Origin of the sequence: Nannocystis sp. RBIL2 (genome assembly GCF_026626745.1) — a bacterium.
In the GTDB taxonomy this organism is placed as follows: Bacteria; Myxococcota_A; Polyangia; order Nannocystales; family Nannocystaceae; genus Nannocystis.
In genome coordinates, this window is sequence record NZ_JAPNJW010000001.1 from 5,925,798 (window position 1) to 5,948,408 (window position 22,611).

The 22,611-nt window shown below is 70.8% G+C and carries 19 protein-coding genes; 12 read left to right on the forward strand and 7 right to left on the reverse strand.

The annotated features are described in order from the left end of the window. Window positions 1-51 precede the first annotated feature (51 nt). Complete coding sequence (locus tag OV090_RS23590; RefSeq protein ID WP_267706496.1) at window positions 52-678, forward strand: tRNA-uridine aminocarboxypropyltransferase; 627 nt, start codon at window positions 52-54, stop codon at window positions 676-678. A 93-nt stretch (window positions 679-771) separates the two neighbouring features. Here the strand turns inward: OV090_RS23590 and OV090_RS23595 are convergent, their stop codons facing one another. The 4 genes from OV090_RS23595 to OV090_RS23610 all read right to left on the reverse strand — a co-directional run bounded on the left by OV090_RS23595 (window position 772) and on the right by OV090_RS23610 (window position 4,376). Continuing rightward, a complete protein-coding gene (locus OV090_RS23595) occupies window positions 772-2,403 on the reverse strand; it encodes a hypothetical protein (protein ID WP_267706498.1) in 1,632 nt (543 codons plus the stop codon). A 65-nt stretch (window positions 2,404-2,468) separates the two neighbouring features. Further along, complete coding sequence (locus OV090_RS23600; protein ID WP_267706499.1) at window positions 2,469-2,846, reverse strand: hypothetical protein; 378 nt, start codon at window positions 2,844-2,846, stop codon at window positions 2,469-2,471. Window positions 2,847-2,861: 15 nt separating this feature from the next. Further along, window positions 2,862-3,590, reverse strand: coding sequence for an ATP-binding cassette domain-containing protein (locus OV090_RS23605; RefSeq protein ID WP_267706500.1), 729 nt, complete (start codon window positions 3,588-3,590; stop codon window positions 2,862-2,864). Between the two features lie 51 nt (window positions 3,591-3,641). Then, window positions 3,642-4,376, reverse strand: coding sequence for an ATP-binding cassette domain-containing protein (locus tag OV090_RS23610; RefSeq protein ID WP_267706502.1), 735 nt, complete (start codon window positions 4,374-4,376; stop codon window positions 3,642-3,644). 141 nt (window positions 4,377-4,517) lie between these two features. Between OV090_RS23610 and OV090_RS23615 the strand changes: the two genes are divergently transcribed. The 8 genes from OV090_RS23615 to OV090_RS23650 all read left to right on the forward strand — a co-directional run bounded on the left by OV090_RS23615 (window position 4,518) and on the right by OV090_RS23650 (window position 12,996). Next, window positions 4,518-5,345, forward strand: a complete 828-nt coding sequence (locus OV090_RS23615; protein WP_267706504.1) for an energy transducer TonB — start codon at window positions 4,518-4,520, stop codon at window positions 5,343-5,345. A gap of 35 nt (window positions 5,346-5,380) precedes the next feature. Continuing rightward, window positions 5,381-6,064: a MotA/TolQ/ExbB proton channel family protein gene (locus OV090_RS23620; protein WP_267706506.1), complete on the forward strand. Its 684-nt coding sequence runs from the start codon at window positions 5,381-5,383 to the stop codon at window positions 6,062-6,064. Beyond that, a complete protein-coding gene (locus tag OV090_RS23625) occupies window positions 6,039-6,488 on the forward strand; it encodes a biopolymer transporter ExbD (protein WP_267706508.1) in 450 nt (149 codons plus the stop codon). Before OV090_RS23620 ends, OV090_RS23625 begins: the two co-directional genes overlap by 26 nt. A 2-nt stretch (window positions 6,489-6,490) precedes the next feature. Further along, complete coding sequence (locus OV090_RS23630) at window positions 6,491-6,922, forward strand: biopolymer transporter ExbD (RefSeq protein WP_267706510.1); 432 nt, start codon at window positions 6,491-6,493, stop codon at window positions 6,920-6,922. Window positions 6,923-7,176: 254 nt separating this feature from the next. Beyond that, a complete protein-coding gene (locus OV090_RS23635) occupies window positions 7,177-10,212 on the forward strand; it encodes a TonB-dependent receptor (protein WP_267706512.1) in 3,036 nt (1,011 codons plus the stop codon). A 116-nt stretch (window positions 10,213-10,328) separates the two neighbouring features. Continuing rightward, a complete protein-coding gene (locus tag OV090_RS23640; RefSeq protein WP_267706514.1) occupies window positions 10,329-11,675 on the forward strand; it encodes a hypothetical protein in 1,347 nt (448 codons plus the stop codon). A 7-nt stretch (window positions 11,676-11,682) separates the two neighbouring features. Continuing rightward, a complete protein-coding gene (locus OV090_RS23645; protein ID WP_267706516.1) occupies window positions 11,683-12,231 on the forward strand; it encodes a hypothetical protein in 549 nt (182 codons plus the stop codon). A gap of 60 nt (window positions 12,232-12,291) precedes the next feature. After that, complete coding sequence (locus OV090_RS23650; RefSeq protein WP_267706518.1) at window positions 12,292-12,996, forward strand: response regulator transcription factor; 705 nt, start codon at window positions 12,292-12,294, stop codon at window positions 12,994-12,996. Window positions 12,997-13,007: 11 nt separating this feature from the next. On the opposite strand, the gene OV090_RS23655 is transcribed toward OV090_RS23650, so the two are convergent. Then, the gene (locus OV090_RS23655; RefSeq protein WP_267706520.1) at window positions 13,008-13,949 is read right to left on the reverse strand and encodes an alpha/beta hydrolase; all 942 of its coding nucleotides are present in this window, start codon (window positions 13,947-13,949) and stop codon (window positions 13,008-13,010) included. Between the two features lie 368 nt (window positions 13,950-14,317). On the opposite strand from OV090_RS23655, the gene OV090_RS23660 reads away from it, so the two are divergent. Continuing rightward, entirely contained in the window at window positions 14,318-15,235 is a 918-nt protein-coding gene (locus OV090_RS23660; protein WP_267706521.1) for a prenyltransferase, read from the forward strand. Window positions 15,236-15,310: 75 nt separating this feature from the next. Here OV090_RS23660 and OV090_RS23665 read toward each other — a convergent pair whose 3' ends face one another. Beyond that, a complete protein-coding gene (locus OV090_RS23665) occupies window positions 15,311-18,466 on the reverse strand; it encodes a tetratricopeptide repeat protein (protein ID WP_267706523.1) in 3,156 nt (1,051 codons plus the stop codon). 51 nt (window positions 18,467-18,517) lie between these two features. Continuing rightward, window positions 18,518-18,940, reverse strand: coding sequence for a hypothetical protein (locus tag OV090_RS23670; protein WP_267706525.1), 423 nt, complete (start codon window positions 18,938-18,940; stop codon window positions 18,518-18,520). A gap of 67 nt (window positions 18,941-19,007) precedes the next feature. Here OV090_RS23670 and hemF point away from each other — a divergent pair, with 67 nt between their 5' ends. Continuing rightward, the gene (gene hemF, locus OV090_RS23675) at window positions 19,008-19,949 is read left to right on the forward strand and encodes an oxygen-dependent coproporphyrinogen oxidase (protein WP_346660398.1); all 942 of its coding nucleotides are present in this window, start codon (window positions 19,008-19,010) and stop codon (window positions 19,947-19,949) included. A gap of 447 nt (window positions 19,950-20,396) precedes the next feature. Then, complete coding sequence (locus OV090_RS23680) at window positions 20,397-22,610, forward strand: TonB-dependent receptor (protein WP_267706528.1); 2,214 nt, start codon at window positions 20,397-20,399, stop codon at window positions 22,608-22,610. Window position 22,611 lies beyond the last annotated feature (1 nt).

Sequence of the window (22,611 nt, forward strand, 5' to 3'; positions counted from 1 at the left end):
AGCGCAGCACTTCGACCCTCGAACCCGTCCCGAACGACCTGACCTCGTCCCATGTCCTCGCGTAAGAGCTCACGCCCGCGCTGCCCCGTCTGCGGCCTCCACCTCGAGCGGTGTCTGTGCGTCGAGCTGCCGGTGCTCGACCTGCCGACCCGCTTCGTCCTCGTGCAGCACAACCGCGAGCGCCACAAGCCGACCAGCACCGGCCGCGCGGCGGCGGCCGTCTTGCGCGCCCCGATCCTCCACTACGGCGCCCAGGACGAGGCCATGGAGACCGGCCCGCTCACCGAGCCCGACCTCGACTACGTGGTCCTCTTCCCCTCCGAAGACGCTCCGGTCGCCGGCCCCGAGCTGCTGCAGACCGCCCCGGGCCGCCGGCGCTGCATCGTCATCCTCGACGGCACCTGGCACCAGTGCTCGCGCATGGCCCGGCGCGCCGCCCACGTCGCCGACCTTTCAAAGGTGTCCCTTCCGCCAGGTGGCCCCTCGCGCTGGGGCATCCGCCACGCCCCGCGCCCCGAGGCCGTCTGCACCTTCGAGGCCGCCACCCGCCTCGTCGAGGTCCTCCACGGCCCCGACGTCGCCCGCCCGATGGAGCGCTTCTTCCTCGAGCTGACCGCCCGCATGCACGCCCAGCGCGGCTCCCTCCCGCCGGGCCACGACGACGACGACGAGGACTGACCCACGAGCGACGCGCCCAGCGTCACCGCGCTCGCGCAGCACCATCGCCACGCGAGCCTATTCGTCGGACCGAGCGCCGCGGCGCTCGACGAATCACTCCGCCCCTGGCGCTCGCAATCCACCCGGCACCCGCGGCACTGCCATCGGCGTCTCGTCGGGCCGGCGCACGAAGTCGTCCGCGAAGCCCTCGCGGACCGTCCGCTTCACGACCCCGCTGCGCGCCTGCTGCGGCAGCCGGGCCAGGTACACCCCCGAGCGTTCGCCGTCGGACACCGAGTACGTGATGAGCCCCTCGTCCTCGAACCAGTTCGTCGAGAGCGAGTGACCGGCCACGTGGTCGTCGACGCGCCGCTCCTCCCCGGTCGACGCGTCGTTCACCACTAGCATCCCGAGCCAGTCCTCGCCGACGTCTACCGGTCCCACGCTGCGCCCGTCGGGCAGCGGTTGCGTGAGCCGGCTCCCGCGCGGCGCGATCTGCTTCGCCTCGCCGTCGAACGGCACGCGCCACAGCGGCCCCTCGTCGCGCATGTCGCCGTCCACGCAGCAGCGCTTCGTCGTCTCGAACACCACGAGCCCGTCCGGCTCGAACCACGCCAGATCTGTCGGCCGCGGGAACAGCCGCTTCTTCGTCCCCGCCTGCAGGTCGAACAGCTCGAAGAAGTTGTCGAACATCGACCCGCCGAGCCAGCGCCCGTCCTCCAGCTTCCCGTTGAAGAACAGGTCCGTCGGCACCTCCATCGACTGCAATCCCGGCAAGAAGAACAGCTTCTTCTGCGCCGACCGTTCGAACTCGAGCTGCACCATGCCCGCCTGCGTGTAGCCGAGCGCGAGCATCGTGTATTGCAGCGCCGTCTCGCCCAGGAGCTCGTCCTGCCCGTCGGGCAGCTCGCGCAGGAAGACCTTGCCCTCGAGCGCGCGGTCACCTTCGCGGGTCACCATCATGTCCTGCCACATCACATACCGGCCGTCGCGCGACGCCTCGATCTCCCGCACGCCCGTCTGCAGCGTCGTCACCGAGCGGTCGGCCAGGTCGACGCGGACCAGCGCGTCCTCGCCGTCGATCGCCAGCACCGAGTCCGCGAACGCGCGGATCGAGTTGGCGACGATGTTCGAGCCGCCGCGCCCGGTCGAGGTGATCCGCACCGGGTCGAGCACGGCCACCGGCGCCGAGGTTTGCGTCCGTGGGTCGTCGGGGTACGGGCTGAGCATCAGCGCGCCGAAGTCTTCGCCGTGGCCGACGACGCTGAGGAGCCCGTGGTCCGTCCAGCGCAGCGCGCAGCCGTACCTCTCGACGTCGCCCGTGAACACGAGGTGCGGCGCGCGCTCTCCGGACGGATCGACTTCGAAGATCTCGCCGGTCGCCATCTTGCACGCCAGCAGCACGTCGGGCCATCGATCGATCGTGAAGACCTGATCGAGATCGTCGGCGAGCTGCACCGGCGACTCACCGCAAAGCCCCGTCGACCAGACCTGCGAATCGATCACCTCCGGGAACGACCCCACCCCGTCCTGCGCGGCGCGGTTGACCATGAAGACCCGTCGGTCGCCGACGCGCAGCGGCCAGCTCGACAGCTGTTGGTCCGGATCGATCTCGAGGACGCGGAACGGTCCGTCCTCGCCGCATACCTCTTCGAGCTCTTCCTGCGCGATCGGATCGGGCCCACACGCCATGCCCAGCACGATCGCGCCGATACACCCAGTCGTCGCTCCGATACGCATCCTCATATCACCCCCAGATATAGCGCGACCCGTACCCCGCGCCCATGGTTTTTCGCAACGCGCATGCCACTTCAGCGATAGATGAGCGTCTCCTCTTCGTGCAGCGTCAGGTACGTGAACACCGTCCAGTCGGCCGCCACCAGCCCCGTGACCACGCGGCAAGCGACCACGGTCCCGGTCAGCGCGCGCGTCGGCCGGACCGACGGCGACATCTCGAGCACGCGCGGCGAGCTCGGACCCAGGTGGTCCCGGGCCTCGCGCTTGAACAACCACTCCGGCGCGTACTCGATTCCCGTGTCGAGGTCGCGGATCAGCGGCATGTCGAGCTGCTCGCTGTATTCCACGCTGAAGAAGCCCGTGTCGCGCTCGAAGAACTGCAGCTCCACCCGGTGGCCGACGGGGATCGGCGCGGCGTGGTGGAATACGTAGACGACGGGCTCGGTCCCCACTCCACCATCCTCTTATCAGAGCCGCGGCGCCGCGTCGACGAGCGCCCGCGTGGCCGCGGCCTGCGGCTCGGCCAGCACCGTCGCGACCGGCCCGACCTCGACCGGGCGGCCGTCCGCGAGCACCAGCACCCGATCCACCGTGCCTGGCAGAAAGGACAGGTCGTGGCTGATCATCATCAGCCCGATCCCCGTCGCTCGCAGCGAGCGCAGCAGGTCGACGATCGTCCAGGCGACCGGCCGATCGAGCGCGCTCGTGACCTCGTCGACGATCAGCAGCTCCGGCTCCGCGGCCAGCGCCCGCGCGATCGCGGCCCGTTGCCGCTGCCCGCCGCTCAGCGCCCCAGGCAGCCGGTCCAGCAGCTCGGGCTCCAGCGCCACGCGCTGCAGCAGCGCCGCAAGCCGCGGGTCGTCGCGCGTGAACCGGTCACGCCCCGCCAGCAGCCGCGCCTCCGCGATGCTGCGCCGCACTGTCAGGTGCGGATCCATCGCCGTCGCCGCGTCCTGCCACACCAGCTGCACCCGCGCCCGCAGCTCGGCCCACGCCGATCGCGGCGCCCCGATCAGCTCGCGCCCCGACAACTTCAACGACCCCGCGAGCTCCGGCTCGAGCCCGACCAGCGCGCGCGCCAGAGTCGACTTCCCCGAACCCGAGCGACCGATCACCCCCAACCCCGCGCCCGAGCCCAGCTCGAGGTCGACCCCGCACAGCCGCGCCCCGACAGTCAACCCACGCCCCACGAGCATGTCTCTTACGACATGCTCTGAAGGACCTGTCGATGGAGACATGCCCATCGTTCAACCTCGGCGCGCCGCCGCCACCATCGCCGCAGTGATCGCCTCGGGCGGCGCGGCCAGCAGCTCGGCCAGCGCCCCGCTGGCCACCACTCGCCCGCGGTCCAGCACGATCGCCCGCGGGCAGCAGCGGGCCACCCGCGCCAGGTCGTGCGACACCAGCACCAGCGCGATTTGCTCGGCCGCGCAGCGCGACACCAGCAGCTCGACGAGCTCCGCCTGGCTCACGCAGTCGAGCGAGGCCATCGGCTCGTCCGCCAGCAGCACCGCAGGGCGACAGGCCAGCGCGAGCGCGAGGGCCACGCGCTGCGCCTGTCCGCCGCTCAGCGCGTGCGGGTAGCGCTCGGCAAACTCCTGTGACAGACCGACCTCCGCGAGGCGTTCGTGCGGACGGCTGTCCGTCGCGTGCAGCGCACAGAGCTCGCGCAGTTGAGCGCCGACGGTGCGCATCGGGTCGAGGCTCGCGGCCGCGGCCTGGGGCACCAGCGCGAGCCCGCGACCGCGCAGCCCCGCGAGCGCGCGGCGATCGGCGAGCGGCACCCGGCGCTCGTCCCAGAACAGCGTCCCGGTGACCTTCGCCTGCGCCGGCGCGAGTCCCAGGAGACAGCGAAGCACCAGGCTCTTGCCGGCCCCCGACGGCCCGAGCACGGCCAGGGCCTCGCCGGCGCAGATCGAGAAGGACACCGCGTCGAGCAGCGTTCGTCCGTCGATCGTGCAGCCGAGGTCGTCGACCCGCATCACGACCAGCGTAACGGCTGTCGCATGTGACAGCCAAGAAACGCGTGAGAATACAAGTCACGCCCCAGGGCGATGTCACAGAGATGGAACATTCGCGACATCGGGCTGCAAAGGCTGTTCGTCATAAACCCTCGCGTCCCGATGTTCCACGGCTTCGACCCCGCGACCCGCGATCAGGTGTTCGTACGCCGGAACAAGCGGGCGATCGTCCTGGCCTTGTTCGGCCATATGTTGGTGATCGGCACCTGGGCCTGGCGTGACCGCCTGCACGAGCCCGAGGTCGCCGTCGTCCTCGAGCCCGAGATCAAGGATTTCGCCGTCGACGAGCAGCCCGAGCCCGAGGTGGAAGAAGAGCCGCCTCCGCCCCCGCCGCCCGACGTGCCGAAGCCCCAGCCGCAGCAGGCCAAGCCCAAGCCCAAGCCCAAGCTCGAGCCGCCCAAGGTGATCCCCGAGGGTCCGCCGCCGGAGCAGGCCGCTCCGAGCAGCGACAAGAACTTCGGGACAGGTGATCCCGGCCAGGGCAACGGTCAGCCGAAGAAGGCCGACAAGCCGCCGCCGCCGAAGAAGCCCGACCCGCCGCCGAAGAAGCCCGACCCGCCGAAGAAGGTCGAGGAGCCGATCGATCCGACCAAGCCGGTCGACCGGCCGGAGCGGGCCAGCGTGCCGACCCCGGACCCGGGCAACAAGATGCCCGACTACCCCGGCGAGCTGCGCGACGCCGGCATCGAGGGCGAGGTCGTGCTCAAGCTGCACGTCCATCGCGACGGCACCGTCAAGGGCGCCAAGATCTTGCGAGCCACCAACACGGCCTCCGGCGACGAAGAGAAGACGAACGCCGAGAAGCTGTTCAAAGCCGCCGTCATCGGCGTCGTCAAGGGGTGGAAGTACACCCCGTCCAAGCTCGACGGCGAGCCGATCTCGGTTTGGATCATCGTCAACTTCCCCTTCAAGCTCACCGGCGGCGGATGACGCGCGCGAGCAGCAACACTGAGAGGACCTGAGTCATGGAGCTGTCACTGTTCGAGATCTGGGAAAGCATGAGCCTCCTCTCCCGCCTGGTGGCGATCTCGCTGCTGGGCATGGGTGTGGCCAGCTTCGCGGTCATCATCGAGCGCACCTGGGTCTTGCGCCGCACCGACCGTGAGTCGATGGAGTTCGCCAGCAAGTCGCGCTCGCAGTTCGCCGACGGCGACATCACCGGCGTGCTCGAGCTGGCCCGCCGCTTCACCCGCAACCCGCTCGCGCGCCTCACCGCCATCGGCGTGCAGACCTTCCAGGCCAACGAGCACAAGGACGGCGGCCCCTCGGCGGCCGCCGAGCTGACCCGCCGCGAGCTCGCGCGCAAGCTCGAGCTCTACAGCGCCGAGGGTCGGCGCGGCATGGGCATGCTGGCCTCGATCGGCTCGACCGCCCCGTTCATCGGCCTGTTCGGCACCGTCATCGGCATCATCGTCGCCTTCCAGGGCATCGCCTCTGCGGGCGGTGGCGGCATCGCGGCGGTCTCCGCCGGCATCGCCGAGGCGCTGATCGTCACCGCGGTCGGCCTCATCGTCGCCATCACCTCGGTGCTGTTCTTCAACTACCTGTCGGGCCGCTTCGACCGCCTCGACATGCAGATGCAGCACGCCGCCGGCGAGCTCATCGACTATCTGGAGGGCGCCCATGGGCATGGCGGTCGAGACCGGTAAACCCGGTAAAGGGCCGAAGCCCAGCATCAACGTCACCCCGCTGGTCGACGTCGTCCTCGTGCTGCTGATCATCTTCATGCTGATCATCCCGAACATGCAGGATGACAAGCCGATCGAGCTCATCAACGTCATGTTCCCGGACAAGGACGCCGACAGCAAGGAAGAGCCGCTCGTCGTCACGATCGATCGCAACGAGGTCTACACGCTCGAGGAGCAGGACATGGCGCGCGAGCAGGCGATCGCCGCGTTGAAGGGCGTGTACGCCAAGAGCCCGAAGCGCAAGGTCCTGCTGCGCGGCGACGCCAAGGTGCCGTACAAGGCCGTCCGCACCTTCTTCAAGGACGTGCAGGACATCGGCTTCGGCGGCGTCTCGCTGGCCGTCGGCTCCCAGCGCAAGTGGGACGGCGGCGGAGAGGTGGACTAGCCATGGGTGCCAGCCTCAACACCGGCTTCAAGAAGGCCAGGGTCCAGCCCGAGATGAACGTCACCCCGCTGGTCGACGTCGTCCTCGTGCTGCTCATCATCTTCATGGTCCTCGCGCCCGTGATGGCCAAGAGCTTCTGGGTCCGCCTGCCGCCCAAGGACGACAAGGAAGAGCAGCTCGACCAGGCCAACGACCCGGACAAGCCGCTCGTGCTCAGCGTCGCCGCCGACGGCAAGACCGCGATCAACAAGATCGAGGTCGACCGCGCCGAGCTGACCGAGAAGCTGACGCGCATGTTCAACGCGCGCCCCGACAACTCCCTGTACCTCGACGCCGCCGACGACACCGAGTACGGCATGGTGCTCGGCGCAGTCGACCTCGCCCGCGGCGCGCAGGCGTTCCCGATCGTCATCCTCACCTCGAAGCCCGAGTGAAGCCGCCGTGACTTCTTGGTGACAGCACAGCCGCCCCCCTTGGGCGGCTGTTTCGTTTCCAGTACAACCCCCGCGCGGCCGACCGAGCCGCATCAACAATAGAGATCTGGATCGCCATGTTCTTGCGACATTGCAAGAGCCCGGCCCTGCTGTCGCTACTGGCAGCGGTCGGCGCTGGAGTCTGTGCGCGTACCGTTCGAGCCGAAGGTCCCCGTGATTACGAGGGCCCGACCGGCTTCGACAAAGATGGCACCGTGATCGAGCAACCCGCCCCGGGCCAACCGCCCGCCGACGGCGAGCAACCTGCCGAGGAGCAGCCCGTCGAACAGCCGGCGGAGCAGCCCGCCGAGCAGCCCGCGGAGCAGCCCGCCAAGGCGCCGCCTGCCGAGGAGGAAGAGGAGGGCGGCTGCGCCGAGGACGACGGCTTCTGCGTCGAAGACCTGACGAACGACGCCGAGGCGCTCAAGAAGGAGATGGCGCCGAAGAAGCAGGTCAAGGTCGCTGGCGACGCCGGCACGATCAAGGGCCGCGTCCTCGACGCGACCAGCGGCTCGCCGCTCATCGGCGTCGGTGTCGCAGTGATCGGCACCGACTACAAGACCAAGACCGACATCAACGGCGAGTACGAGCTGTCCGTCCCGCCGGGCACCTATCAGGTCCGGATCTCCTACGACGCCTACGAGGGCATGACGATCAGCGGCGTCGCGGTCGCCAAGGACGGGACCGAGTCGATCAACCGCGAGCTCAAGCCGATCGCCGGCATGACCCAGACAGTGGTGGTCAAGGCCGAGATCAACAAGGAGAGCGCCGCCGGCAAGCTGGTCGAGCGCAAGAAGGCCGCGAGCGCGCGCGACGTCATGAGCCGCGACGACATCCGCAAGTCTGGCGGCGGCTCGGCCTCCGCGGTCGCGCGCCGGATCGTCGGCACCACCGTCGTCGGCGACCGCTTCATCTTCGTCCGCGGCCTCGGCCACCGCTACGGCAACACCCTCCTCGACGGCGCTCGCCTGCCGAGCCCCGACCCCAACCTGCGCACCGTCCCGCTCGACATCATCCCCTCGGGCGCGCTGTCGGCGATCAACGTCCAGAAGACCGCCACACCCGACGTCCCGGCCGACTTCGCCGGCGCCTCGGTCCAGCTCGAGACGCGCGAGACCCCGGACAAGCTGTACTTCGCGGTCGACGCCCGCGTCGGCGCCAACACTGCCACCACCTTCCGCGACGCCAACACCGGCAACCACTTCGCCGGCGACAACGCCACCTTCGGCAACCTCGGACGTGGCCTTTCGGACAACTTCGACACCGCGCGGCCGATCCGCCCGACCGAGATCGAGGGCGGCAAGCCGGTCTACTCGGCCGAGCAGCTCGAGCGGTTCGGCGAGGGCCTGCCGTCGACGCACACCGCGATCGGCACCAAGACCGCGATGCCGAACTTCGGCGCCGGCGTGCAGCTCGGCAACACCTTCAAGCCGTGGGGCACGCGGCTCGGCTTCCTCACCGCGCTGCAGTACTCGAACGTCCACCAGACGCTGCGCGAGACCCACCGGATCTACAGCGTCACCGGCGACCAGAACAACGGCTTCACCCTCGACACCGACCAGCCCACCGTGCGCTGGGACGGCGTCAAGACGACCCAGAACGTCCAGGGCTCGGCGCTCGCGCTCATCAAGTGGAACTTCGACAAGAACCACCGGCTCGAGCTCACCGCCGTCTACACCCGCGACGCCGACAACGAGTCGCGCGCGCTCACCGGCAACGCGCGCAACACCAGCGCCACCGAGAACACCACCAGCCTCAACACCCGCCTGCGCTACATCATGCGCTCGGTGGTGTTCACGCGCCTGGGCGGCCGCCACACCTTCGACGGCGCCAAGGGCCTCACGCTCGACTGGTTCGGCAGCTACGCCCAGGCGCGCCAGGACGACCCGCTGCTGCGCGAGATGTTCTTCAACAACATCGGCGGCGACTACCAGGTCGCGCCGAACGAGGCCGGCAAGTTCCAGTTCTTCAAGCTGCGCGACAACACCGGCACCGGCGCGCTCAACCTGACCATGCCGTTCAAGCAGTGGCGCGGCCTCGACGCCCGCGTCAAGGCGGGAGGGTGGGTCGAGGCGCGGCAGCGGCAGTTCGACGCTCGCACCCTCGACCTCGAGCCGCGCGGCTGGACCGGCGCGCTGCCCTCGGGCTCCGGCAACCTCTTCACCAAGGACACCATCGGCGGCGGCGTGCCGATGAACCAGGGCGGCACCGAGCCGTTCGTGATCAACGAGATCACCCGCCCCGGCGGCCAGGACGGCTACAAGGGCTCGCAGCAGATCTACGCCGGCTACGCCATGCTCGACCTGCCGTTCACGCGGTGGTTCCGGCTCGTCGGCGGCGCCCGCTTCGAGGCCAGCAACATCAACGTCTCGCCGTACAGCCCGTACAGTCCGAACGCCGACCCGGCCTACCGCGCCGCGCTGCGCGACCGCCAGGTGCTGCCGTCGGGCAGCCTGATCTTCTCGCCGCGCAGCGACATGAACATCCGCCTCGCCGGCGCCGAGACGGTCGCCCGCCCCGAGATGCGCGAGCTGTCGAAGTTCCTGTTCGTCGACTTCGCCGGCGGCTTCGGCGTGCAGGGCAACCCCGACCTCAAGAGCACCAAGATCTGGAACGCCGACCTGCGGTGGGAGTGGTTCCCGAGCGCCAACGAGGTCATCGCCGCCAGCGTCTTCTACAAGTACTTCGACAGCCCGATCGAGCGCGTCATCGCCACCTTCCCGCGCGTGCAGACCTACCGCAACGCGACGTTGGCGCAGAACGTCGGCGTCGAGCTCGAGCTGCGCAAGAACCTGTCGTTCATCCACCGCGACGCCCGCGACTTCTCGATCGGGGCCAACTTCGCCTACGTCCACTCGCGCGTCGAGATCCCCGCGCCCGTGCCCGGCGACCCGCTCAACGCCCTCACCTCGACCAACCGTCCGCTCGAGGGCCAGTCGCCGTTCGTGGTCAACGCCTACTTCGCCTACGACAACGACAAGTCGGGCACCAACGTGCGCCTGCTCTACAACACCTTCGGCCGCCGGATCGCGTTCGTCGGCGCCAACCGCCTGCCCGACGTCTACGAGAAGCCGATCCACACCCTCGACTTCGCCATGTCGCAGCGGGTCCACAAGGGCCTGAGCCTCAGCTTCATGGCGCTCAACATGCTCAACTGGCGCCAGACCTACGTGCAGGGCCCGCTCGACAGCGTGTTCTATCAGACCCGCAAGGGCGTCTCCTTCATCCTCGGCCTCAGCTACAGCATGTGACGGTGAAAGGGCGCGATAATGTCGCGTTCGCGTCACCGACCCGTGGGAGCGGCGTCACGGGCCTCTTTTAAGGATACCGCCGCGACCTCTCCGACTCCGACGAAGGCTCTCCCGTGATGACGACCAAGAAGATTCTCCCGATGTTCGCGGCCGCCGTGGCGCTGCCGCTGCTGTTCGCCCAGGGCTGCGGCGACGATGGCATGCAGACCTCCGACACCGCCGACACCAACGACACTGCGTCTGGCGAGGAGGAGTGCGACAGCGAGATCGAGGGCACCATCGAGTCCGACACCACGTGGACCTGCGGTCACACCCTCAGCGGCGTCGTCACCGTCAAGAACGGCGCCAAGCTGACGGTCAACCCCGGCGTCACGATCAAGGGCCTCAACGGCTCGGCGCTGGTCGTCTCCAAGGGCTCGCAGCTGATCGCCGAGGGCACCAAGGAGCAGCCGATCGTGTTCACCTCGGCGCTGGCCGAGGGCAGCCGCGCGCGGGGTGACTGGGGCGGCATCGTCCTCCTCGGCGACGCCAAGAACAACCTCCAGACCGGCTCCGGCATCGCCGAGGGCCTCGACGCCGGCAACCCCGACTACGCCTACGGCGGCGGCGACGACGCCTACTCGTGCGGCTCGCTCAAGTGGGTCCGCGTCGAGTACGTCGGCTTCGAGCTGACGAAGGACAACGAGCTCAACGGCGTCACCTTCTACTCCTGCGGCACCGGCACCACCGTCGACTACTTGCAGGTCCACATGGGCAAGGACGACGGCATCGAGATGTTCGGCGGCACCTGGAGCGGCAAGCACATCGTCGTCTCCGGCGCCCAGGACGACTCGGTCGACTGCGACCAGGGCTACACCGGCTCGCTGCAGCACGTGGCGATCATCCAGGACCCGGCCGCCGGCAACTACGGGTTCGAGCTGTCGAACCAGGCCGACAACCTCGACGCCGAGCCGCGCACCAAGCCGAAGTTCGTCAACGTCACCGCGATCGGCACCGGCGCAGGCGGCGAGATCGACACCCAGAGCTCCGGCATCCGCCTCAAGGAGGGCGTCGGGGCCGAGTTCTACAACGCGGTCTTCGCCTACTTCCACGGCCCGGTGATCGAGCTCACCGAGGGCGCGACCGAGACCGTCGCCACCGGCGGCGGGATCGTGTTCAAGAACAGCCTGTTCTTCGGCAACTCGGCGGTCGACGACGGCGCGACCCCGTACGTGGTCGGCGAGGGCTCGACCTTCGACCTCGAGGGCCTCATCGAGAACGCCGCCAACAACAACCTGATCGACAGCGACCCGCTGTTCGAGAGCGTCGACTTCACCGCGCCGAACTTCGCCCCGACCGACGGCTCGCCGGTGCGCGGCGCCGGTGCGGCCCCCGCCGGCTTCGACGCGGCCGACTACATCGGCGCCGTGGGCAGCGTCGAGGCCGACTGGACCCTCGACTGGACCACCTACGCCGCCAACTAGGACCCGCATGCTCCGCGTCGCCGCCACGCTCGCGCTCTGCCTGTCCTTCGGGGCATGTGAGGCGCAGCCTGTCGGCGACGCGAGCCCGGCGCCGTCCGAGGAGCCGCACGTCGGCGACGAGCCGCTCGCGGGCGGCCTGCCGAGCATCGAGGCGCTCGGCGAGGCGGTGGTCGCCGGCCTCGTCGACGGCGACGCCGCGGCCCTCGCCGCGCTGACGGTGAGCCACGACGAGTACACCGGCCGCCTGTTCCCGGCGATCGCCAACCACCCGGCCGCCGAGGCGATGGGCCGCGAGCTGCTGTGGGACATGCACGCCCGCCAGAGCGCCGACGACCTCCTGCGCGCGCTCGACCACCACGGCGGCGCCGCGCTCGAGTTCGTCCGCTTCGAACCACGCCGGACCGTCCGCCGGGCCGGCGTGGTGTTCCACGAGCGCCCGCACCTCGTCGTCCGCGGCGAGGACGGCGCCGAGCGCCGCCTGCAGATCCTCGCCTCGCTCGTCGAGCACGAATCCACGCAGACCTTCAAGCTCCTCGGCTTCCGCGATCACGACTGAGTCACGACGTTGTCGCGAGCCTGTGGGGCCGCCCCGCAGCGCACCTGTTAGGAAGAAACCATGCCCGCCACGATCCTCATCGTCGACGATGAGCGCGACCTGCTCGACTCGCTGCGCTTCAGCCTCGAGCGCGAGGGCTTCTGCGCCCTCACCGCCCAGAACGGCAGCTCCGCGCTGTCGCTCATGGGCCAGAGCCCGCCGCCGGACCTGGTCCTGCTCGACTGGATGCTGCCCGACATGGCCGGCACCGAGGTCTGTCGCAACATCCGCATGACCGAAAGGACACGTGGCACGCCGGTCATCATGATCACCGCGCGCAGCGAGGAGATCGATCGGGTGGTCGGCTTCGAGCTCGGGGCCGACGACTACGTGACCAAGCCGTTCAGCGTGCGCGAGCTGCTGCTGCGAGTGAAGGCGATCCTGCGCCGCCGCACCGCGGACGACCACGCGACCGAGGAGCAGCACTACGAGCTGCTGCGCGTCGATCACGACGGCCACCAGGTGTGGGTCCAGAACAGCCGCGTGACCCTGACCGCGCTCGAGTTCCGCCTGCTGGCGACGCTGCTGGCTCGCCGTGGCCGCGTCCAGACCCGCGACACCCTGCTCAACGACGTGTGGGGCGTGCAGGTCGACGTCACGACCCGCACCGTCGACACCCACGTGCAGCGCCTGCGCAAGAAGCTCGGCGCCGCCGGCCAGTACATCGAGACGCTCCGCGGCGTCGGCTACCGCTTCCTGCTGCCCGAGCGCGAAGCGACCCACTGAGGCGACGAGCCTCAGCTCGGTCGGAGCCCGCGGCGCAGGGCGTCGCGCAGCTCGCGTTCGAACCGCTGCGCGACCTCGGCGTGCGCGACCAGGTCGAAGCCGTGGAAGGCGCCCGGGTACACGTGCAGCTCGGTCGGCACGCCCGCCCGCAGGAGCCGCTGCGCGTACGCGACGGCTTCCCCGAGGAACAGGTCGAGGGCGCCCACTGCGATGTAGGTCGGCGGCAGCCCCGTGAGGTCGCCGGCGCGGCCCGCCGCAGCGTACTGCGAGACATCCTCGCCGCCGGGTTGGCCGCCCAGCAGAGCCTTCCAGCCGAAGTGGTTGTTCTCCCGCGTCCACACGAACTCGCCGACGTGCGGGTTCGGGTCCGCCTCGACGCAGGTGCGATCGTCGAGCATCGGATACACGAGCAACTGGAACGCCACCGGCACCTCGCCGCGGTCGCGCGCCAGCAGCCCCAGCGCAGCCGCCAGCCCGCCGCCGGCGCTCTCGCCCCCGATGGCGATCCGCTTGCGATCGACGCCCAGCTCCTCGGCGTGCTCGTGTAGCCACTTCAGCGCCGCGTAGCAGTCCTCGACCGGGCCAGGGAACGGAGTCTCGGGCGCGAGGCGGTAGTCGACCGACACGACCACGCAGCCGAGCGCGCTCGCCAGCGCCTGGTTGCGCGCGACCGCGAGGTGCGGCGAGCCCATCACGTAGCCGCCGCCGTGCATGTGCAAGTAGGCCGGCCCGAGCCCCAGGCGGCGCCGCGGCTCGTAGACGACCACGCGCACGTCCGGCTCCCCCTCGGGCCCGGGGACGAGCCGCTCCGATGCAGCCAGATCTGGCGATGGCTCGCTCGCGGGCGGCATGAGCGCGCGGATCTGCGTGAGCGCCTGCGGGCTCAGCTCGAACGAGGGCAAGGCATTTAATAAAGGCGCCAGCTGCGGATCGACCAGGTGACGTGAAGACATGGACTCCCGTGCGGCTCAGTCTGAAGGAAGCGGACACGAGGGTCCACTTGCGAAGGCGCGCACCCGCAGCCTCGGATCTTCATAAAAAGAATGTTCTAAAAGACGCTGCGAGGCCGCAGCTGCGCGCCGAAGTGGCCCGCCTGCGCGGCGCCTTCGGCCTGGCGCGGGCGATCGCCGGCGAGACCCTGCTGCGCCTCGCCGGCGCCGGTCGAGGACCGCGAGGCCGGCCCCTTCTTCGACGCAGTGCGCGCGCGGATCCGCGGAGGCGCCTCGCCGGCCGCCGCGGTGCGCGACGAGCGGATCCTTCGCGGCGGCGCCGACTGGGCCGCCCACGTGCTCGTGTTCGAGTAGTGCTAACGTAGCGCCGCATGTTCGACCCCGCCGCGTGGCTGCAAGCGTCCCGGCCGCTGGCCCAGGTCAACCTCGTCGTCCCGCTGTGGCTCGGGCAGGCGCTCGCCTTCGCCTACACCGGCGCGTTCTCGCTGGGCACCCTGTACGCCGCGCACATGTTCGCCGCGCTGCTGCTGCTCGTGATCGTGTTCAGCAACGACTACGCCGACCGCGACACCGACGCCGCCAACACCACCTACAACGAGTTCTCCGGCGGCTCGCGTGTGCTGCCCGACGGCCGCCTGCGCCCGGGCGAGCTGCGGGACGCGGCCTGGCTGGCGCTGGTCGGCCTGCTCGGGCTGTCGCTCTACCTGGCCCTCGGGACAGGCCGGCCGTGGGCCCCGGTGTTCGTGGCCGCGGCCGCGCTGCTGGTGTGGATCTACAACTTCCCGCCGCTGCGCCTGGCGTACCGCGGCGGCGGCGAGGTCGTGCAGGGCCTCGGCACCGGGGTGGTGCTGCCGCTGTTCGGCTTCTACGTCCAGGCCGGCTCGCTGGCGGCGTTCCCGTGGCTGGCGCTGGCGCCTCTGTTCCTGATCGGCGTGGTCGGCCACATCCTCACCTCACTGCCGGATGTCCCTTCGGACAGGGCGACGGGCAAGCGCAGCTACGCGGTGCGCCGCGGGCAGTGGGCGGCCCGGCGCCACAGCCTCGAGCTGCTGGTGATGGCCGCGCTGATGGGCGGCCTCGTCGTGCCCGGCCTCGGCGTCGTCGGCGTCGCCCTGCTGGCCGCCCCGGCCCTGGCGCTGGTCGCCCGCAGCGTCGCCCTGCTCGGCAGCGCCGACGCCGAGCAGCGCGACGAGTGCCGCCGCTTCATCCTCCTCGTCGCCGGCGCCGGCCACCTGCAGTGCGTGCTGTGGAGCCTCGCGCTGGCGGTGGTCGGCCTGCTGCGGCCGTGAGCGGCGGCGAGATCGAAGTGTCTCGGTGGACATGTCGAATGCGACATGTCCTCCGCGACATGAATGATTCTCCGCTCACGGGCACGGCGGCGTCAGCAGCCCCAGCGCCTTGAGCCGCTTGTGGTTCGCGGGCGACGGGTCGCCGGAGCGACGGCGGAGCTGCTCCGCGAGGCAGGCCGACTCGCGCGCGCGGCTGCGGTCGCCGCCGGTGCGCACGAGCGCGATCGCCAGAGTCTCGTGCAGCTCTGCGGCCGACACGAGCTCGGGGTGGGCGGCCGCCAGCAGCCCCAGCGCCCGCTCCACCAGCGCCAGCGCCTCCGCGGGTTCGCGCTCGCGCAGCAGGTAGGCGAGAACCAGCAGCGTCTCGAAGCGGCGCGGGTCGTCCGGCGCGAGCGTCGAGTCCTGCAGGGCGAGCGCCTGACGCACGTGCTGCTCCCCCGCCGCAGTGTCGCCGAGTTCGGTCTCCAGCACCGCGATCATCGTGTCGAGATCGGCCAGGTACACGTGCGACTCGCCGACCCGCTCGGACACCCGCTTGCGCACGCGCGACACCAGCGCCAGCGCCTCCTGGGTCCGGCCGAGCCGGCGCAGCAGCACCGCGTAGTTCTGCTGCACCATCGCCGCGCCGATGTGGTCGGGCGCCCGGCGCAGCTCGATCACCTTCAGCGCCGCCAGGTAGTGGCGCTCGGACGCCGCGTAGTCGCCGAGGCTGTGGAACACCCCGGCCAGCAGCGCCTGCGTGAACATCGTCTCCGCGTGGTACGGCACCAGAGTGGTGCGCTGGATCTGCTCGCTGCGCTGCAGCAGCCGCAGCGCCTCCGCCTGGTGGCCGAGAGTGTGCAGCGCGCTGCCCAGGTTCATCAGCGTCACCGCCAGCTCGGGCGAATCGGGCCCGTACAGCTTCTCCTCGATCCGCGCCGTCTCGCGCAAGTAGCTCGCGGCGCGCGGTAATTGCTCGAGCTGCATCAACACCCCCGCGAGGTTGTTGTACGACTGGGCCACCACCACCGTGTCGCGGCCGACGGCAGCCAGCCGCAGCGCCAGCGCCTCCTCCTCGGTCTCGGCCGCCTCCTGGTAGCGGCCGAGCAGCTCGAGCGACCCGCTGATGTTGTCGAGCGAGCCGGCGACGACGGGGTGGCGCGGGCCGAACATCTCGGTCCAGCGGGCCAGCGCGCGGCGGTTCATCGCCAATGACGCCTCGCCGTCTCCGAGCTCGGTGTAGACGATGCCGAGGGCGTCCATCAGATACGGGCTGAGGGTCGAGCTGCGGCACTCTCGATCGGCCTCGCACTCCTCGAGCGCGGGGAACAGGAGGTCGTAGGCGCGAGTGTACTCGGTCGTGGCCGAGCGGAGGTAGTTGGCGCGGGCGAGCTGCAGCGACAGTCGATCGCGCAGCGTGCCCGAGCGCTCGACCTCGACCTCCGCCAGCCGCGACCACAGGTCCCACAGGGGCCGCAGGCGGTGGTCTTCGTTCAGGCGGTTCATCCGCGACAGCGCCGCGCGCCTGGCGACCGCGTCGTCGCCGACGCGTCGGGCCGCCAGGTAGGCCTGTTCGAAGTTCTCGCGGGCGGCGTCGCGGCGCGAGTTGGCGACGTCGACGGACGCGCGGACCAGCGCGAGCTCGGGCGCCAGGTGCTGCGGCAGCGCCAGGCGTTCGACCTGTTGCAGCTCGAGGTCCGCCTCGTGTCCGCGGTCCGCTTTCGTCAGCGCCTCGATCCGCTCGAACCGCTTGCGCGCGCCCGCCTCCGCGATCGCCTCGGCCGCGGTCGCCGGCAGCGGGTGTTCGGCGCGCACGTAGCTGGGGTTTGCGCACGGCTCGATCGCCGGCAGGCCCTCGACCGCCTCGATCGCGCGCGTCAGCGTCGGCGCCTCGGCCTCGCGCAGCAGCGCGACCGTCTCGGCCAGCGCGTGGCGACGACCCTCGAGGCACGCCATGCGCAGCTCGAGCAGCTCGGGCGACTGCTCCTTGCGCACCGCGGTGTCCTCGCACGCGTCGCGGTGGGCCGCCGCCCACGCCGCAGCGTAGGCGTCGAGGCGCACGCCGACGCGTGCCCCGACATCGCGGGCGTACGGCAGGCCGGTCGCGGCCAGCGCCGCCGCGAGGCTGTCCTTTTGGACCTGTCCCCAAACACTTGTTATTTTCGCCGCCCCGTCGACGCACAGCTCGGCGCGGCCGACCGCTGCGTTGCGCACGCCGAGGCCGATCAGCGCGGTCAGGCACAGCATCACCGCGGCCCCGAGCAGGCGGACGCGGACGCGCTCGGGGTCGCGGCCGATCGCCGCCAGCAGCGCCTCCATCGACGCGAACCGCCGCGCGGGGTCCCGGTCGAGGCCGCGGACCAGCGCCGCGTGCAGCCACGCGGGCGCGCGGCGGCCCGGCGGCGGCGGCGTCACCTGGCCCTCGCAGATCGCCAGCGCCAGCGCTTGCAAGGTGTCGCCCTGGAACGGGCGCTGGCCGTAGAGCCCCTCCCACAGCGCGACGCAGAACGCGAACTGGTCCGAGCGCGCGTCGGCCGGCAGGCGCAGGTACAGCTCCGGGGCGATGTACGCCGGCGTGCCGACCACCGCCCCGGCGACGGTCAGCGGCGAGCCGAGAGTGTTGCGCGTGGTCGCGGTCGCGTCCTGCTCCGTCTTCGCCGCCTCCGGTTCGGGCGCGCGGGCCAACCCGAAGTCGAGCACGCGCACGCGCCCGTCGTCGCCGACCATCGCGTTGTCGGGCTTGAAGTCGCGGTGGACCAGCCCGGCCGCGTGGGCCGCCGCGAGCCCGCGACCGGCCTGGATGAACACCCGCAGCACCTCGCGCCACGGCCGCGGGGCCGCCTCGAGCCACGCGCGCACGCTCTCGCCCTGGACGTACTCCATGGCCAAAAAGACATGGTCCAAGAAGCTACCGACCTCGTAGACCGCGACCACGTGCGGGTGCGACAGCCGGGCCAGCGCCTGGGCCTCGCGCAGCAGGCGGGCGTGGCCCTGCGTCGTCGCGTGGTCGGCCGCGCCGTGCAGCAGCTTGATCGCCACCTTGCGATCGAGCTGCTCGTCGTAGGCCGCGTAGACGACCCCCATCCCGCCCGCGCCGAGCTCGCGGATGATCGTGAAGCGGCCGATCCGGCTCGGCTGCTCGCGCGGGCGCTCGCTCGCGGCCCCATCGGCGGCCAGGGTGGCCCCATCCGCGAGCGTGTACGCGGGGAGGGTGGCTGCGTCGTCGCGGGCCGGGGGCTGCGGCGCGGTCACGCCCGGCAGTTTGGCAAACTATCGCCGACGCGGGTGGCGCGGAGGCGCGCCTCAGCGCAGCAGGCCGCCGATCCGGCGACTCAGGCGCGCGCGCTCGAAGTCGGCGCGCAGCGAGGATATCCCCACCGCGTAGATCGCCCAGAACACCAGGCCGACGCCGAAGCCGGCCAGAGTCGAGCCGAGGATCGGCGCCTCGGCCTGCATCTGTCGCAGCTCGCCCGCGGCCTTCTGCCAGTTCACGGCGATGAACGCCAGCAGCACGGTCAACGCCAGCGCCTTGAGCGCGGACAGGCCCGACAGGCGCGGACGCGGGCCGAGGCCGCCGCGGTCGCCCTCGAGCAGTTGCATGAGCAACCCGAGCCACGACGACAACATCGGCAGCACCAACGCGCCCGCGATCCCGCCGAGCCCGGTCACCGCCAGGCGGAGGCGTTCGGTCGACAGCGGGATCTCGGCCGCGAGTTCGGGCGCCACGCGCGTGAGCCTACCGCAGAACGTGCGCGCGCGCGCGTCCTCGTCCGCGGCATACACTCGCGCCGTGGTGTCCGCGACCAGTTTTCACACCGAGTTTCAGCGCCGCGCGCACGACGCCGTCGTCGAGGTGCAGTCGACGATCTGCGCCGCCATCGAGGCGCTCGAGCGCGAGGCCGGCGGCAGCGGGGTGTTCCAGTCCGACGCCTGGGATCGGCCCGGCGGCGGCGGCGGCCTCACGCGGGTGATCCGCGGCGACGTGATCGAGAAGGGCGGCGTCAACACCTCGGCGGTGTTCGGCGAGCTCAACCCGCAGTTCGCCAGCCAGCTCGCCGGCACCGGCGCCAGCTTCTTCGCCGCCGGCGTCTCGCTGGTGCTGCACCCGACGAACCCGTTCGTGCCGACGGTGCACGCCAACTTCCGCTACATCGAGCAGGGCGACCGGCGGTGGTTCGGCGGCGGCGCCGATCTGACCCCGTACTACTACTTCGCCGAGGACAAGGCGCACTTCCACGACGTGTGGCGCCGCTTCTGCGACGCGCACCCCGGCATCGGCGACTACCCGCGCTTCAGCGATTGGTGCGATCGCTACTTCTATTTAAAACACCGCGGCGAGTCGCGCGGGGTCGGCGGGATCTTCTTCGACCACCTGTTCGTCGACGCCACGCGGCCCGGGCACGACGAGGCGCTCCTGCGCTTCATCCGCGACGGCGGCCTGCGCTTCCTCGACGCCTGGCTGCCGATCGCGCGCCGGCGCCTGCCCACGCAGTACGGGCCCGACCAGCGCCGCTGGCAGGAGCTGCGCCGCGGCCGCTACGTCGAGTTCAACCTGCTCTACGACCGCGGCACCGTGTTCGGCCTCAAGACCGGCGGGCGCACCGAGTCGATCCTCATGTCGCTCCCGCCGCACGTGCAGTGGGGCTACGCCGAGGAGCCCGCGCCCGGCACCCCCGAGGCCGCCCTGCTCGCCGAGCTGCGCAAGCCGTTCCCCGGCGACGAGCCGAACCCCTGAGCGTCGGCGCGGACGCGACGCTCGCGGGCGACCTCGAGACATGCCGAAAAGGACATGTCTTGAAGGACATGTCACTCGCGGTGCGACGGACCGGCGCCGCGCGGAGATCTCCGAGCATCGAGCCTGTCCGCCAGGACATGTCTCGCTCGGAGCGCGAGCGGCGGCGCGCGCCCGATCTCCCGCGCCGGCGGTGAATTCGCCAGGACGCTGCCGGCAGCCGCGCACCTTTCGAGGATTTCACGGTTTTCCGAGCCCGATCGCTCAGCCTGGCGTGGTGATAGGGTGGATCCACCTGCTCCAATTCCGGGGGTTTGCCCTGCAGGCACCTCGGCGCGACAATCCGCGGGCCCGGTGGTCTCCCCCCTCCGTTCGTCGTGGCTCGTCGTCGCCGTCGTCGTGGCGTTGGCGCGACCCGCCGCGGCCGCGCCAGCACCTGTCCTTCGAGGCATGCCCTCTCAGACAGGTCCGAAGGGACCTGTCCCCGAGGGTCCGAGCGCCCCGACCGCCGCGCCGACGGCTGCCCCGACCAAGCTGACGAAAGAGGCCACCGAGCAGGCGCGCACCGTCGGGCGCACCACCGTCCGTGACACGCGGGCCCAGGCGACCCACGACACCCGGGCCGCCAGCGTCGTCACCCGGCGCGACCTCGAGGAGCGGCTGCCGCGCTCGGCTCCGGACGCCCTGCGCTTCGAGCCGGGCGTCTACGTCCAGCAGACCGCGCACGGCCAGGGCTCGCCGTTCGTGCGCGGCCTGACCGGCCAGCAGACCGTGATGATGTTCGACGGCATCCGCCTCAACAACAGCACCTTCCGCTACGGCCCCAACCAGTACTTCTTCACCATCGACTCGCGCACCTTGCAGAAGCTCGAGGTTTTGCGCGGCGCCTCCTCGACGCGCTACGGCTCCGACGCGATGGGCGGGGCCTTGCTAGCGACGCCGATCGATCCGTCGCTCGAGCTCGGCGGCCCGCGCGGCTGGTACGGCCACTCCAAGGCGATGATGCGCACCGGCACCGCCGACGGCGAGATCGGCGGACGGGCCCAGCTCGACGTCGGCTACAAGGGCAAGGTCGGCCTGTTCGGTGGCGTCGGCTACCGCGACGTCGGGCTGCTCCGCGCCGGCGGCAAGCTGCTGTCCCCGAGCACGGGTCAGCCCGTCAAGTCGCCGCTGTTCGCGGCCGACGGCGTCACCCAGCGCGGTACCGGCTTCCGCGAGTTCACCGCCGACGCGCGCCTCGTCTATCAGGTCAACGACAAGCACCGCCTCACTCTCGGCTACTACGACTACCGCCAGTTCGACGCCCCTCGCACCGATCGCTGCCCACCCGTCACCGCGCCGCAGAGCGAGTGCCTGACCTACGACGAACAGTTCCGCACCCTCGTCTACGGCGCCTACGACGTGCACGACGGCCCGGCCGCGGCCGAGAGCGTGCGCTGGACCGTCAGCTACCAGCACCAGCACGAGCGGCGCCGGTTCGACCGCGGGCCCGACTCGACCTACCGCATCATCGGCCGCGACGAGGTCTACACGATCGGCACCGGCCTCAACATCGGCACCAAGAAATTCCGCCTCGCCCGCGGCGTCGACTTCCAGGTCAACTACGGCCTCGACGCCTACTTCGACACCCTGCGCAGCCACGCCTGGAACACCTTCCTCGACGTCGGCATCACCACCCCGACCACCTCGCAGTACGCCAGCGGCAGCCGCTATCTGACCTCCGGCGTGTGGACCGAGGCGCGGCTCGGCCTGTTCGACCGCGTCGAGCTGCGCGCCGGCGGCCGCGGCTCGCTGGTCGTCGCCCAGGCGCCGGGCAACCTCGACGCCATGGTCGGCCGGCGACCGATCGATCAGGTTTGGGGCGGTGGCGTCGGCGGCGGCGGCATCGCAGTGCGCCTCGTCGACGGGCTCCGCTGGATCACCAACCTCGACCAGGGCTTCCGCGCGCCCAACCTCGACGACCTCACCAGCCGCCAGGCCACCGGCGCCGGCCAGCAGTACGAGAACCCCAACCTGCGGCCGGAGCGGGCCCTGTCCTTGGAGACAGGTTTCAGGATCGAGCGCCCGCGCATCGAGCTGCAGCTGTTCGCGTTCCAGTCGTGGATCGATCGCCTGATCACGCGGGTCCGCTTCGACCGCGACCAGTGCCCGCCGGAGGACGTGGTCTGCGGCGCGGCGGTCTACAACGTCACTCTGGCCAACATCGTCGGCACCAGCCACATCCGCGGGGTCGACGGCGCGGTGCGGCTGTTCCTGCCGAAGGGCTTCGGCATGCGCGCGACCGCGGCCTACACCTGGGGCGACGGTCCCAACCCCGTGACCGGCCTCGACCCCGTGCGCGTCCCGCTGTCGCGGATCCCCCCGCTCAACGGCACCGTCGAGATCAACTGGCGCCACCGCCTCGGCTTCTTCGCCAGCTCCGCGCTGCGCTGGGCCCGGCCGCAGACGCGCCTCACCGAGACCGACAAGAACGACCAGCGGATCCCTCAGGGAGGCACCCCTGGCTTCGCGGTGCTCGATCTACGCGCGGGTTACCGCCTGCAGCCGCACGCGCTCGTCGTCCTCGTGCTCGAGAACGTCACCAACGCCGCCTACCGCTACCACGGCTCCAGCATCAACGGCCCCGGGCGCGGCGCCAACGTGCTTATCGAGGTCGGCTTCTGAA